The organism is Denitrobaculum tricleocarpae (assembly GCF_007004665.1).
In the GTDB taxonomy this organism is placed as follows: Bacteria; Pseudomonadota; Alphaproteobacteria; order Kiloniellales; family Kiloniellaceae; genus Denitrobaculum; species Denitrobaculum tricleocarpae.
The window spans coordinates 1-13,422 of record NZ_ML660072.1 but is presented as its reverse complement, the minus strand read 5'-3'; the positions used below and the strand labels follow the sequence as shown (position 1 = coordinate 13,422).

Annotated in this window: 11 protein-coding genes; 3 read left to right on the top strand and 8 right to left on the bottom strand. The window is 57.0% G+C overall.

Annotated elements, in window-relative coordinates:
- Window positions 1-49: 49 nt before the first annotated feature.
- From FKG95_RS28750 to FKG95_RS28710, 8 genes are all read right to left on the bottom strand, one after another.
- Complete coding sequence (locus tag FKG95_RS28750; protein WP_142899920.1) at window positions 50-748, bottom strand: DUF1826 domain-containing protein; 699 nt, start codon at window positions 746-748, stop codon at window positions 50-52.
- Window positions 745-1,974, bottom strand: coding sequence for a zinc metallochaperone GTPase ZigA (zigA, locus tag FKG95_RS28745; protein ID WP_142899919.1), 1,230 nt, complete (start codon window positions 1,972-1,974; stop codon window positions 745-747). The genes FKG95_RS28750 and zigA overlap by 4 nt, the downstream gene beginning before the upstream one ends.
- Window positions 1,967-2,326 (bottom strand): hypothetical protein, encoded by a 360-nt coding sequence (locus tag FKG95_RS28740; protein ID WP_142899918.1) that lies wholly within the window; start codon window positions 2,324-2,326, stop codon window positions 1,967-1,969. Before FKG95_RS28740 ends, zigA begins: the two co-directional genes overlap by 8 nt.
- 14 nt (window positions 2,327-2,340) lie before the next feature.
- The gene (hisI, locus tag FKG95_RS28735; RefSeq protein WP_142899917.1) at window positions 2,341-2,937 is read right to left on the bottom strand and encodes a phosphoribosyl-AMP cyclohydrolase; all 597 of its coding nucleotides are present in this window, start codon (window positions 2,935-2,937) and stop codon (window positions 2,341-2,343) included.
- A complete protein-coding gene (folE, locus tag FKG95_RS28730) occupies window positions 2,927-3,655 on the bottom strand; it encodes a GTP cyclohydrolase I FolE (protein ID WP_142899916.1) in 729 nt (242 codons plus the stop codon). The genes hisI and folE overlap by 11 nt, the downstream gene beginning before the upstream one ends.
- Before the next feature lie 1,062 nt (window positions 3,656-4,717).
- Window positions 4,718-4,936 carry an EF-hand domain-containing protein gene (locus FKG95_RS28725; protein ID WP_142899915.1) on the bottom strand — a complete coding sequence of 73 codons (219 nt, stop codon included), beginning with the start codon at window positions 4,934-4,936 and terminating at the stop codon, window positions 4,718-4,720.
- Window positions 4,937-5,631: 695 nt separating this feature from the next.
- Window positions 5,632-6,774: a sensor histidine kinase gene (locus tag FKG95_RS28715; RefSeq protein WP_142899914.1), complete on the bottom strand. Its 1,143-nt coding sequence runs from the start codon at window positions 6,772-6,774 to the stop codon at window positions 5,632-5,634.
- A 7-nt stretch (window positions 6,775-6,781) separates the two neighbouring features.
- Entirely contained in the window at window positions 6,782-7,585 is an 804-nt protein-coding gene (locus tag FKG95_RS28710; RefSeq protein WP_246116938.1) for an alpha/beta fold hydrolase, read from the bottom strand.
- Between the two features lie 279 nt (window positions 7,586-7,864).
- Here FKG95_RS28710 and FKG95_RS28705 point away from each other — a divergent pair, with 279 nt between their 5' ends.
- From FKG95_RS28705 to FKG95_RS28695, 3 genes are all read left to right on the top strand, one after another.
- The gene (locus FKG95_RS28705) at window positions 7,865-8,764 is read left to right on the top strand and encodes an HNH endonuclease (protein WP_142899913.1); all 900 of its coding nucleotides are present in this window, start codon (window positions 7,865-7,867) and stop codon (window positions 8,762-8,764) included.
- A 337-nt stretch (window positions 8,765-9,101) separates the two neighbouring features.
- Window positions 9,102-11,339 (top strand): AAA family ATPase, encoded by a 2,238-nt coding sequence (locus FKG95_RS28700; protein WP_142899912.1) that lies wholly within the window; start codon window positions 9,102-9,104, stop codon window positions 11,337-11,339.
- Entirely contained in the window at window positions 11,336-13,210 is a 1,875-nt protein-coding gene (locus tag FKG95_RS28695) for a UvrD-helicase domain-containing protein (protein ID WP_142899911.1), read from the top strand. The genes FKG95_RS28700 and FKG95_RS28695 overlap by 4 nt, the downstream gene beginning before the upstream one ends.
- Window positions 13,211-13,422 lie beyond the last annotated feature (212 nt).

The following is a 13,422-nucleotide window of genomic DNA, read 5'->3' as shown; positions in this document are numbered from 1 at the left end:
TTGAGCGCCCCCGGTCAGTTCGGTCCTTATGACCGCAACCCGGCCTCAATCACGCCTGCGGCCAGGGCTCCGGCGAGACGTGGGACGGCCTGTTGAGGCAGAGCAGCAAGCGTGTCTGACCGGTGCCTGCGACCGGCGGCGAGCGGTGAACGATGCCCCTGCCCGTCCCCGCGCGGCTGCCCTTGAAAACTGCCACCTCGTGCAGGCGCAACTGCTCCAGCGGTCCTTTGAATTGCTTCTGTTCCTGCAAGGCCTGCTCCGCCTGGCCCGGCCGGACCCACTCGGTCCCGGGCCCACGGTAGGTCGTCACCAGGCGGGCCTCCACGCTGTCGCGGTGAAACTTCCAGCAGGCATCGTGGCTGACGCGCTCCAGCCGGACATCGACGAGGTCGCTCCCGGTCACCTGGGAAAAGGCCGCGACGAGCGCGTCGGCATCCCCGATCAGCAGATCCCGCATGTCGCCTGGCGGCATGCCGCAGCCGTCCAGTTGCGGCTCGACGGCGGCCCGGAAATCACCGGGGCGGACAAGAACACGCAGGTCGGGCAGACACGACGCCTCCAGGCCTTCGAGCCAGGCCGTCAGGCACAGCGGAAGCGCGCGCGCCCAGATCACCAGGTCCCTATCAGGCCTGTTGATGGCCGCGAGGCCCGCCAGCCCGCCGCAGGTCTCTATGCCTGTCTCGGTTTTGGCCGCCGAGGCGCCTTGCCCGCTTGCTTCACTCTCGAGGGATGGCACCGGCGCGCTCATGACGGCACTCCCCGCTTCCAGACCGGGAAGGGATCTTTCAGATCTTTCCAGGCAGCGGTCTCCAGCGTCATGGCGTCAGCATCGCCGACAAGGCAGTCATCGAGGCGGCGGCGGAGTGCGGCCTCGTCCATATCGGTCCCGATGAAGACGATCTCCTGGCGCCGGTCTCCGTAGACGGGGTCCCAGGCGTTTGCAATGTGCTCGCGCCACTCGGGAATATCGGGCCAGCGTTCCTTGGGCACATTTGCCCACCAGAAGCCCATGGCTTCATGACGTACGAGCGCGCCGGCCTGGCTCAGTTCGCCGACCCATTCCGGACGGGTGGCGAGCCAGAAGTGTCCCTTGGCGCGGATGACGCCCGGCCAGCCGCTGTTGAGGAAAGAGTAGAACTTTTCCGGATGGAACGGACGCCGCGTCCGGTACACAAAGCTGCGCACGCCGTATTCCTCCGTCTCGGGCGCGTGGTCCGCGAAGCCGTAGAGCTCCTTGAACCAGAGCGGATGCTCCTCCGCCTTCTCGTGATCGAAACGGCCGGTGTTCAGAACCTTGTCCAGCGGCACGCGCGACATATTCGTCTCGATCAGCTCCGCGTCTGGATTGAGCGAGCGGATAATCTTGCGCGCGGCATCGAGCTGGTCCGGCGAGGCCGCATCGAGCTTGTTCAGGATGATGACGTCGGCAAATTCGATCTGATCGACCAGCAGGTTGACCAGCGTGCGATCGTCTTCCGCGCCCAGCGCCTCGCCCCGGTCCTTGAGGAAATCCGTCGACGCATAGTCGCGCAGAAGGTTGGCGGCATCCACCACGGTCACCATGGTATCGAGGCGCGAGACATCTTCCAGGCTTTCGCCCTCTTCATCGCGGAAGTTGAAGGTGGCGGCCACGGGCAATGGCTCGGAAATGCCGGTCGATTCGATCAGGAGGTAGTCGAACCGGCCGTCTTGCGCCAGCCGGCGCACCTCCTGGAGCAGGTCGTCGCGCAGGGTGCAGCAGATGCAGCCGTTGGTCATTTCAACCAGCGTCTCTTCGGTACGGCTCAGATCGGCGCCACCGTCACGGATGAGATCGGCGTCGATGTTCACCTCGCTCATGTCGTTGACGATGACCGCGACACGCTTGCCTTCGCGGTTGTTGAGGATGTGGTTCATCAGGGTGGTCTTGCCGGCACCGAGGAAGCCGGAGAGGACCGTCACGGGAAGCTGGGCGGAAGCGAGAGTTTCAGTCATGGACAGCGGCTTTCCTCTTGGCATCATGAGTTTCGGCTTTACGGGCCTGCGGCGCCCCGTCCGCATCCGATATCTCCTGGGCAAGCTCGCCCAGCATGGCCGCCGCGCCGTCCGCGCCATAGGCCTCGACCAGACGCGGCATGGTCTCCACCAGCAAGGCGGCGAGCGTGGTATCTTCGGGAATGCCCGCCGTATGGCAGCGTGCGATCGCCGCGCGCAGCTCCGTCAGGGCATCCGAAAAGCGCGGCGGCAAGTGGTCGTCGGAGACCTCATCGAGGGGCTCGAGCAGGCTCTCGACCCCCGTGCGGTCGGGTGCTCCTGGTTGGCCGGGCGCTCCTGATTGATCGGACATAGGGCGCGCTCCTCTCAAAGCTGGGTGGGGTTGGGCGCATCGCCATAGACGGCCTTCGGATCGAAGGTCTTCCGGGACTCTTCCAGACGGAGCCGCGCAGGTCCGCCCGGGGAGATGCCCGAAGAGATGCCCGGCGAGTCACCCGCCAGACTGCCGGATTGGCCGCCGAGCTCGACCGAGCGGTAAAAGCAGGAGCGGTATCCGACGTGGCAGCTTGCCCCGGAACCGGCGACCCGGACGCGCAGCCAGATGGCGTCCTGATCGTCGTCGACGCGCATCTCCTCGACCTTCTGCGCGAGGCCGCTGGTCGCGCCCTTGCGCCAGAGGCACTGGCGGCTTCGGCTCCAGTAGTGTGCCTCGCCGGTCGCGATGGTCTTCTCCAGGGCCGCGCCGTTCATGTAGCCGAGCATCAGGACCTCGCCCGTAGCGGCGTCGGTCGTGATGCAGGGGATCAGTCCCTCCGCGTCGAACTTCGGGGCCAGGGCGAAGCCTTCCTCGACCTGCTCGACGGAGAGGCGCGCCGCGAAGGCCCCCGAGCCTCCCGGAACCGCCGAGCCTCCCGAAACCGCCGACGCCCCCGAAGGTTTAGGGCCGTTCTGGTCAGGCTTCATGCAACGCGCTCCCCTGCCCGCTGATCATGGACCCGCCGATCATGGAGAGGAATTCCCGGCGGGTGGCCGGGTCGTCGCGGAAGGACCCGAGCATGCGGCTGGTCACCATGCTGACCCCCGGCTTGCGCACGCCGCGCGTGGTCATGCACTGGTGCGCCGCCTCGATCACGACGCCGACGCCCAGCGGCTTGAGCACCTCCTGCAGGCTGTCGGCGATCTGGGCGGTCAGCGCCTCTTGGATCTGCAGGCGCTTGGCGAAGACCTCGACCAGGCGCGCGAGCTTGGAAATGCCGACGACCCGCCCGGCGGGCAGGTAGCCGATGTGCACCTTGCCGAGAATGGGGACGATATGGTGCTCGCAGTGAGACTCCAGGCGAATGTCCCGCAACACCACCATCTCGTCATAGGTCACCCCTTCCTCGAAGGTGGTGGCCAGCAGGGCGGCCGGGTCTTCGCTGTAGCCCGCGAAGAACTCTTCATAGGCCCGCACGACCCGCCCCGGCGTGCCGACCAGCCCTTCCCGGTCCGGGTCGTCGCCGGCCCATTCGATCAGGGTGCGGACCGCCGCCTCCGCGTCCGTCCGGCTGGGCCGTCGCCGCTCGACCGGCTGTGGACGGCCAGACTCTGCGGATCCAGACTCTGCGGATCCAGACTCCGCTGACTCAGATTCTGGTGTTACAGGTTCTGGGGGCCGCTTTCCGGCCACGGCTGTATCCATTTTCACACTCTTTCCTGCGGCCGGGCCTCGGCTCTGGCGGGCTCCCGGCCATCTTGATTCCTAAAGAAGCAACGTTATAACGTATCATTTTCGAAACGCAAGAAGGGATGCGGACCCTACCGTCGACCACGTCGCCCCACCCCTCGCGCACCACCTCATCCGGCCCCGCCCCGGCCCGCCACAGCCTTCGCACTCCAGCCGTCTCAAGCTAGCCATCGCGCGCCACGCGTCCTGCCCCCCTTCGCTCCCCGGCCCCGCGGCGGTTAGGGCGGCTGGAGCCGGCGCGGGCCGGAGAAGAGGCGTGTCTTTTAAGTGGCTTTACCGCTTTTAAACGGGATCACAGCTTTAAAAGGGGGTACAACTTGCGGTTAGAGCGGGATGCGCTTTACTAAATCGCGCTATGTCGGAATCTGCGTTCGGGGCCCGCAACCTGCTGAGCGAGAGACCGTGAAGTTTGAAGCTGATCAAACGCAGTTGGCTCCGGGATCTGTCCCGCTGGGGACTGACGCGGACTTTGTGGTCCGCCCCGGATTAAGCTGTGCAACGACGCCCTGGGAGGGCAGCGAGTCATGTTTGAGTCTGGTTTTGTCACCGGCGTGGTCATCGGAAGCCTTGTGCTGATCGTCGTCGGCATCGCGACGCTTGCGGTCTACGGCATGTGGCGGGACGAGTGACGCAGAGGCGTCAGGGTCGTGACAGATGGCGCGGGAGGTGTTGCGGCCATCCTGATTCGGGAGCCCTGATGCGGCCATCCTGATTCGGGAGTCCTGATGCAGGAGGTTGCGATTGCGCGCGGGGCCATCTCTGGTGTCCGGCGGTGACAGACAGCAAACAGGATCTGACACCGACCTACCGTCAGCGGAACCCATGAGATTTAAGGTCTGTAGGGATCGGGATATTGCGGCAGACCCCAGACCCCAGATCAACGCGCGAAGGACCGATGAGCGAACATCCGAGGGACCCTGTTGGGAAGCCAGAGTGAACCCGGATGTCCGCCCATTCAATCAGCTTTGCGTCATTTACGACGGATCATCACAGAGGATGACTGATCATTACCGATCGTTACTGCGGGATCGTCGAAAATTCGGCTTCGCTGAGGTCACCGCTGCCGTCAGCATCGGCAGCCTTGAAAATGTCTTCCGTCAGGTTCGGCATGATGGATGCAGCTTCTTCGGCGCTGACGGCGCCGCTTGCATCGGCATCGGCTTCCGCGAAAGTTGCCGCATAGGCAGCCGACGAGGCGAAGAGAGAGATGAGAGCAACTCCAAGTACTTTTTTCATAGTTTATCTTCCTTGTATAGTTTCAGTATTCATCGGGCAAAATCGCCCCTTCCACAAAACGGCACTTCACCCGAATTGCGATATTCACTTCTGAATTTCAAAAGCGAAGTCTTTTTCTACTGCCTAGACAACTTCGATCACTAGGCGCCTTCGTGAAAACAAGAGTTAATAATTATTCTTTACTCATGCCAGTGGTAAAACTGTGGTCGATTTGGCGCTGAAGTAGGGCGCAACGACAGAGGCCTGGGCAGAGAAGCCCGGCCACAGAAACCGCCACCAGAAACCGCCCACAGAAATCCGGGCGCGAAGGATCCCACACAGGTTTCCTGAAACCGGACTTTTGTTGGGGTGAGAGAACGACAGTCGTTGCCCCATTCCTGCCTCCCCCGGTGGCCAGGTTGTGACCGGAGTCAGATGGAGCATCCCCGCTCAGAGCGGCAGTCTTGGAAGTAGACTGGGGTCAAGCCCTTGATTGCACGTCGGCAATCTCGAGGGCGCGCACAATCGAAGACGTTCCCCGTCGATCCTGACGCCGTGAAATCGATGATCAACGTCTCAGGGAAAAGCCTGGCACCCGAACGCCTGGCATACCCGCCGCGGGCAGAATTTCTGACCTGACATCGGAAAACAGCTTCCAACTCTAACGGCCCAAAGCCAACTGCGATGACAGCGGACCTGCTCTGTAACGACCATGGTCAGCGGTCAGAGTCAGGTCTCGTGGGATGGCCCCGCGGATTGAGGGGGAGTGAGACGTAGAACGTGCTTCCAGTGCCCGGCGTGCTCTCGGCCCATATGTCGCCATCATGGTTCATCACCATTTTTTTGACGATACTCAGTCCCAGACCGCTGCCTTTGTAGTCGCCCTCTAGATTTAATCGGGTAAAGGGGTCAAACACCTTTTCCAGAGACTCTGCCGACATTCCTATGCCGTTGTCCTTGATCGCAATCACGATCCGGCTTTTGGCAACATTCTCGCTGTGGCTGATGGTAATCTCCGGATCGTTCTCGTTATATTTAATGGCGTTTTCCAGGAGATTTTTAAACAACACCAGAAGCTGCGCTTTGCTGCCTGTGATGGTCGGTAATGACGTCCGCTGTACCTTTGGTTTCGTGGGGTCCTGCTGCTCACGCATGGAAAGTACCGTCGATATGATCTCCTCCAGGTCCACGGTCTCGTCGTGCGACACCGCCAGGTCGGCGACAAGGTACCCGACCAGACCCGTTGTCAGATCTGTCAGTACTTCAGAGTTCTTCAGGGCGTAACCGAGCATTTCGAACTCTTCCGGCGCTTCGATCCCGCCTTTGCGAAGATCCATCAACGCCAACTCAATAAGCTGACGGATTCGCCGAATTGGGCCGCTGAAATCGTGGGACAGACTTTGACAAAAGGCCTGCAGGTTTGACTGACGCTCCTGACTGCGGGCGTTAAGCCGACCGAGCTCCCGCGTTTGAGCCTGAAGCGTATCCCTCGCCCCCAGCAGTTCGGTGTAGAGCTGATCGCGGTTGACACAGGTCATGAACGCCCAGTCAGTCGTCTGGTCCGCGTTCATCCTGATATTGGCAACGATCGGCTTGGTCTCGCCAGCCAATGATTTGAGGATCAGCTGCACCTCCTCGGCCCTGCCCTCGTTCAAAAGCATCGGGTAGACATAGCTGTCCAAAAAAATCTGTGTTCCAACCGAAACCAGCTCGCTGATTTTGCGGCCGGCAATGTCGTCCACACTTCCACAAGCCAATAGATCCAGAGCGTATCGGTTGCAGTTGAGCAGATTTCTGTCTTTGCCGATCTTGGCGATGCCGCAAGGCAGGAGGTCGGTCTCGGTCCCGCACGGGCTCATCAGGTTGTTAACCTGCAAAATCGATGACAGACCTTGCCGCGACCTCCGGATCGGTCATATGCAGGCAGTGCCCTTCGGCTTCAATAATTTTCAGTTCGCTGTCGGGTACATGCTGATGGATGTATTCTCCTATGTGCACCGAAGCCAGAGAATCTGACGCCGATTGCAGTATGAGCGTTCGCGCGCTGCACTGAGGTAAGAGGCTGCGATGGTCCGAAAAAAACGTGGCTTTGGCAAAGGCCTTGGCCACGACAGGATCGGTAGAGCAGAAGCTGCCTGAAAGCTCTCCGATAAGCGCCTCCGACGAGTTCGCCCCCATGACGAGCGGCGCCAGGTAATTGGCCCAGCCAATGTAGTTTTTGTCCATAAGACTCAAGAGCTCTTCCAGATCGCTCCGGTTGAACCCTCCTTCATACTCCGGCAAATCGTTCAGGAAACACGGCGACGGGCACACCATTATCAGCTCTGCGATCGCGCCCGGTGAGGCGATGGATGCAATCAGTCCGATCATGCTACTGACCGAGTGGCCGACAAACGTCACATCTTTAAGTTCGAAGGCGTCAATGATGTCCACAGCGTCCTGCGCATATCCGTTCAGGTCGGCGTACTTATCGACGGAAAAGCTGGACAGATCGGAGTTGCCCGACCCGACGTAATCGAACAGCACAAGCGTATAACGCTCCGACAATGCGGGAAGGACAAACCGCCACATGCGTTGATCACACCCAAAACCATGGGCCAGCATCATCACTTTACTTCCGGTTCCGTGGATCGTGACGTTGTTTCGCTTGATGATCGCTTCTTTGGTCAAGGATAGGTTTCTCAAGCTACCAGCCTCCGATTGTCTTGCTTACGGAATTCCGCGCAATCGAACTCGTTTTACTACAACTGGAGCGAGATTACGGCCATTTCGCTTCTATCCATATTACCTATTTTCTTAAATCCAGTAAATCTGTAATTGGGAGGTCTCGCGACGAGCGCGCGTATAAACCGGGATCTGCCCCTCCACTTACCCTGCCTGCTGGGCACGCGGCTGTTTCAAGTGCCCCACGGATTGGCAGCGCAATGATTTTCGGTCATGGTTTGCAGCATGGCGTTTGGTGTCTTCATCCACAGAACTGATTCGATCTACGACGACGTGCCGTCGGAACGATATCAGTTCCCGAAAAATTATCTGTCACGGGCTCAAGACTGTGAGGGGGACTGGATCGTTTATCTCGAGCCCAAGAAGGTCAAAAACACCAAAGGCTACTTTGCCGTGGCCAAGGTTCAGGAGATCATTCCCGACCCGAGACATGCTGACATGTACCTGGCGATCATCGCGCCCGGGACCTATCTCGACTTCGGTGATCCCGTGCCGTTCCGTGATGCCGGTGATGTGGTCGAGCAAGGTCTTTTGAACGACCAGGGCAAAATCTCAGGACGGGCTCAGGCGGCGGTCCGACCGCTTTCTCCGGCAGACTTCGCTCGCATCCTCGAACGCGGCCTTGGACGTGACGATGATATCCTGCCCCGGATTGATTCGGCTGGAACTGCGGAGGGCTTCAGGGAAGAGCAGAGCCCCTTTCAACACCTGTCGGCGGGAGAGCGTGTCCGGCAATTGACCAACCGGGCCGTGCGCGACCGAAACTTCCGGAAAAATGTCCTCCGCGCCTATGGCGAACGCTGCGCCATCACCGGGTTACGGCTGATCAATGGCGGTGGCCGGGCAGAGGTTGAGGCCGCACATATCAGACCCGTCGAACATGATGGCCCTGACATCGTGAGCAACGGGATCGCGCTATCGGGCACGGCGCACTGGATGTTCGACAGGGGGCTGGTTGGAATAGCGGACGATCTTGCGATCCTGGTTTCCAGACAGACCAACGATCCTGACGCGGTGAAATCGATGATCAACGTCTCAGGGAAACTCCTGGCACCTGAACGCCTGGCAGATCGGCCGCGGGCTGAGTTTTTGACCTGGCATCGGGAAAACAGCTTCAAGCTCTAACGGCACAGAGCGAACTGCGGTGAGAGCGAATCTGCTCTGTAACGACCAGGGTCAGATTTTTAATTGTGCGTCGGCGAACTTGAAGGTACGGACAATCGAAGACCTGAGCCCGATCACCGATCAATAGCGGCTATTCAGCATGTGTCAAAAGTTGCATCGCGGCAGGCGACATGCGGACCTCTTAGATAGCGAATCTTAAAGTTGTAAATTTTTCAATCATACCCTACGATTGGTTGAATATCTGTTTAAGCGGGCAATTGACGCGAAGATTTTTTCATCGTCACTTTGGCGCAGACCCTGCAACCACGCAATTCGTCTGTTCAGGTTTGAGAGTGCTATGCGAATAGATTTTGTCGAGGTTTGCAATTTCCGGAAGCTTCAAAGTGTTCGACTGGAATTTGCGGAGAAACAGACGCTGTTGGTTGGGGCAAATAACAGCGGGAAAACCTCCGCGATGGTCGCGTTACGTTACTTTCTGAAAGAGCGTGGAGGGTTTTCTGTCAAAGACGTAACTGCTTCGAATTGGATAGCCATTGAGAAGCAAACAGAGATTTGGCGCCAGTTACCTGATGATCAGGAACCCGATCCCGAAAAACTATACGCACAATTGCCGCAGATGGATGTCTGGCTCTCCGTAAAGGACAATGAGCTACATCATGTCGCTCATCTGATACCTAGCCTCGATTGGGAGGATGGGTTACTTGGAGTGCGCATCCGGCTGGAGGCGAAGACTTTCGATGAACTAGTTTCAGAATACTTTAAGGAGCGTTCCAAAGCCGAAGCTCGCCTCAAAACACTCAAGAAAGACAAGAATTCGCCAGCCGGTTTTTCCCTTTGGCCGAAGTCATTTCAGGACTTTCTTGAGCGGCAGTTGTCGACCAAGTTTGAGCTAAAAGGCTACCTGTTAGATCCTAAGCAACTGAGTGCGAATGACAGTTTGAAGCCTCAATCTCTACCAGACAATGCAGTAGCTATCAGGGGCAACCCATTTTCAGGACTCTTGCATATCAAGGAAATTAGGGCGCAACGGGGATTTTCTGACGCATCGGACGGTAAGGCTTCATTGGACGATGATGGCGAGCAAATCAGCGGCAGAACTTCACGGAAGCTGTCCGACCAGTTGGCGGCCTACTACAAGAGGCACCTTGATCCTGACAAAGATCCAACTGAAGAAGACGTAAGCGCGCTGGGCGCCTTTCACGTAGCACAACGGACTTTCGACGAGCGCCTCAAAAAAGGGTTTGCTGATGCGATCGGAGAACTGGAAACGCTAGGATATCCTGGCATTTCGAATCCTAAGCTTTCTATTTCAACCCGTATCCGTCCGACTGACGGTTTAAACCATCCTTCAGCCGTTCAATACGATATTGGCGGCCAGGGCGGACCGATCCGATTACCTGAGAATTATAACGGGCTCGGTTTTCAGAACCTCATTTCTATGGTCTTTCTGCTGATGCGCTTTCGGGACGATTGGATGCGCGTAGGTAAATTTTCTGGCGACGAAACAGCAGAACCTCAAGGAGCGATAGCACCACTTCAGCTCATTCTGATTGAAGAACCTGAGGCGCATCTTCACGCCCAGGTTCAACAGGTTTTCATGCGGCGTGCCTATGACGTGCTGAGAAATCACCCATCTCTTGGCAAGAAGCCGCTATTCGTTACGCAGCTCATTGTCAGCACCCACTCCAGTCACATCGCCCACGAGGTTGAATTTGCGGATCTTAGGTATTTCAAGCGCTTGCCACCTAAACCGCCACTGGTTTCTACCTCTAAAGTGGCTAATTTGCGAGGTCTATTTGGGAAAGACGACGAGACCACCCGGTTTGCTCGACGTTATCTCCAGACTACCCACTGTGACTTGTTCTTTGCCGACGGTGTCATCTTGGTTGAAGGTGCCGCCGAACGCATTCTCCTTCCGCATTTCATCAGCAATCAGTTCTCTAATCTCGCGGAGCGGTACTTGTCTCTTCTTGAGATTGGTGGGAGTCATGCGCATCGACTGAAGCCGCTAATCGAGCTGTTGTGTGTTCCGACGCTCATCATCACCGATCTTGATGCGATCAATCCAGCCGACAACCGCAAATCGGTTCCTCCGAAAAAGGGTCAGGGCTATGCGACCAGCAACTCGGTTCTCAAGACATGGATACCGAAACAAGCCGCGGTTGATGTCCTTCTGGACGAAAACGATGTATCGGTCGCGACGGGTGAAGGATTCGGAGAAGTTGGGGTTGTTTACCAGCGCTCTCAAGCGGTCGAATTCCCGGTCGGCGCGCAAGCGGCAGACATCATTCCAAGTACTTTTGAGGACGCCCTTGTACTGGCAAATCACGCTGCCGTTGGAAATCTGAAGGGCGTTGCCATGACCAATGCATTTGCCACAGCAGTTAAGGAAAGCGGAGATGCTAGTGCGCTGGCGCAGGCGTTGTATGATCGGTTAGAAACACGCCCAGAAAAAGCAGCCTTTGCCCTAGATCTTCTCAGCATCAAAGACCTCAAACTGTTGCATGCGCCTAAGTACATTGCCGATGGCCTGACCTGGCTAGAGAGTCAGATGTTGAAGGCACAAGACCAGTGACGGAAGAACAGACCGACTTATTTGAAGACGATACGCGCGACGCGCCAGCGGATGAGAAAATTAGGCAAGCTCTTAATCCTCAGGAGCCCAAGAGTTTCTTTCTCTTTGCGGGAGCCGGATCGGGCAAAACGCGATCGCTGAAAGATGCATTGGAGTATTTGGCGCAGACATTTGGAGTTGAACTTCGACAGCGCGGGCGCCAAGTTGCCGTAATTACCTATACGAAAGCTGCGCGCGATGAAATTCTGCGACGTGTCAATCATGACCCCATCTTCCATGTAGCGACTATCCACAGCTTTGCGTGGTCGCTTGTCGAAGGGCGCAACAACGATATCCGACGTTGGGTGTTGGAGCGATTACCAGCAGAAATTGCAAAGCTTCATGAGGAACAGGCAAAAGGCAAGCCCGGGAAAAAGTCGGACGAACGTGCCCGAAAAATCGACTCCAAAGGCAGACGCCTAACGGATCTGCCAACTATCAGAACCTTCACCTACAATCCGAATGGCGACAATTTTGGGATGGACTCGCTCAGCCATGAAGAAGTGATATCGATGACCTCTGAGTTTCTGACGTCAAAGGAAACATTGCAAAAGATTGTATTGAGCCGGTTTCCTTTTATTCTCATCGATGAGAGTCAAGATACGCTGAAGCCTTTCATGACGTCCCTGCTACGATTTGAAGAAACCTATCGTGGTCGCATATCTCTCGGGTTGTTCGGCGATACAATGCAACGGATTTATCCGCACGGGTTACCAGAATTGGCGAATTGTGTTCCGTCTCATTGGAGGCAACCGGCCAAAATCATGAATCATCGAAGTCGGCAACGTATTGTCGATCTCGCGAATGCTATCCGTGCCGATTATGATGGTCGCAAGCAACGGGCTCGGAAGGATCGTGAGGGTGGTTTTGCGCGCGTCTATCTTTTTCCGAACTCCGAACTGGATCGAGCTTCAGCAGAAGCAAGGGCTCGACGGGATATGGCAACTGCAACCTGTGATGACAAATGGCTGGTGCCGGAGAATGTAAAGGCTTTGACACTTGAGCACCACATGGCCGCATATCGACTCGGCTTTTCGGGGGTGTTTGAACCAATCGACAAGGTGAGCTCGTTCAAAACAAGCTTTCGCGATGGAACGCTCGCACCGCTTCGCCTCTTTACCGAACGCATTTTGCCATTGATTGAAGCTGACCAGGAGGGCGACCAATTCACGCTCATGGCGCTGCTCAGAGCCTACTCGCCGTTGGTAGCTAAGAAAAACCTAGAGAATGAGGTTGCTGACATGGACTCGCGCCTCGACCCCGTGCGCACAGCTGTAAAGGAGTTGATAGCGCTTTTTGAGGGTGCAGCGGATCCAACCTGTGGCGAAGTCCTAGATTCTGTTGCCCAATCCGGGCTCTTCGAGGTTCCGGATGTACTGCAACCCCTGGTCGGAGCAGGCCTCGAAGATGATGATAAGGCCGATGAACAGCAGTCTGCGTTGCGATCATTCCTTGGGGCCAAATTTTCAGAGATTGCAAAGTACAAAGAATATGTCGAAGACCGGAGCGCTTTCGGGACCCACCAAGGAGTTAAGGGGTTGGAATTCCCACGTGTGATGGTGATGGCCGATGACGAGAGTGCCCGTTTCAAAGGCGCGGCCGCATACGAGAAGCTCTTGGGCGCGAAACCGAAGTCAAAAACCGATTTGAAGAATGAGGCTGAAGGCAAGGAGACTGCTATCGAACGTACACGTCGGCTTCTTTACGTCACCTGTACAAGGGCGGAAGAAAGCCTCGCACTTGTTGTTTACTCGGGCGATCCGACAGCCATCAAGAAATTCCTAATTTGCAAAGGTTGGTTCACTTCAGACGAGATATCTCTGTTCAACTAATAAATTACTCCGAATCCAGAAATTGCACTATCAACTGTATTGATTGCAAACCAATTGGCCGAGCTCGTTTATACACTCTATGTCTGCTTTAGGGTCTGTACTCAATTGGTGCTTTTCGTGACATTGGAACTGTGATTCAAGCTTTCTGATGATAGGAGGTTTGGATGGGCAGAAAGTTATTTTATCTAAGCGACGAAGAGTGGTCCCGGATC

What these genes read in the sequence shown, in the direction of transcription:
- FKG95_RS28705 (WP_142899913.1), top strand. Translation starts at nt 7,865, where the DNA reads ATGGCGTTTGGTGTCTTCATCCACAGAACTGATTCGATCTACGACGAC.
- zigA (WP_142899919.1), bottom strand. Translation starts at nt 1,974, where the DNA reads ATGACTGAAACTCTCGCTTCCGCCCAGCTTCCCGTGACGGTCCTCTCC.
- hisI (WP_142899917.1), bottom strand. Translation starts at nt 2,937, where the DNA reads ATGAAGCCTGACCAGAACGGCCCTAAACCTTCGGGGGCGTCGGCGGTT.
- folE (WP_142899916.1), bottom strand. Translation starts at nt 3,655, where the DNA reads ATGGATACAGCCGTGGCCGGAAAGCGGCCCCCAGAACCTGTAACACCA.
- FKG95_RS28740 (WP_142899918.1), bottom strand. Translation starts at nt 2,326, where the DNA reads ATGTCCGATCAATCAGGAGCGCCCGGCCAACCAGGAGCACCCGACCGC.
- FKG95_RS28715 (WP_142899914.1), bottom strand. Translation starts at nt 6,774, where the DNA reads ATGAGCCCGTGCGGGACCGAGACCGACCTCCTGCCTTGCGGCATCGCC.
- FKG95_RS28750 (WP_142899920.1), bottom strand. Translation starts at nt 748, where the DNA reads ATGAGCGCGCCGGTGCCATCCCTCGAGAGTGAAGCAAGCGGGCAAGGC.
- FKG95_RS28700 (WP_142899912.1), top strand. Translation starts at nt 9,102, where the DNA reads ATGCGAATAGATTTTGTCGAGGTTTGCAATTTCCGGAAGCTTCAAAGT.
- FKG95_RS28725 (WP_142899915.1), bottom strand. Translation starts at nt 4,936, where the DNA reads ATGAAAAAAGTACTTGGAGTTGCTCTCATCTCTCTCTTCGCCTCGTCG.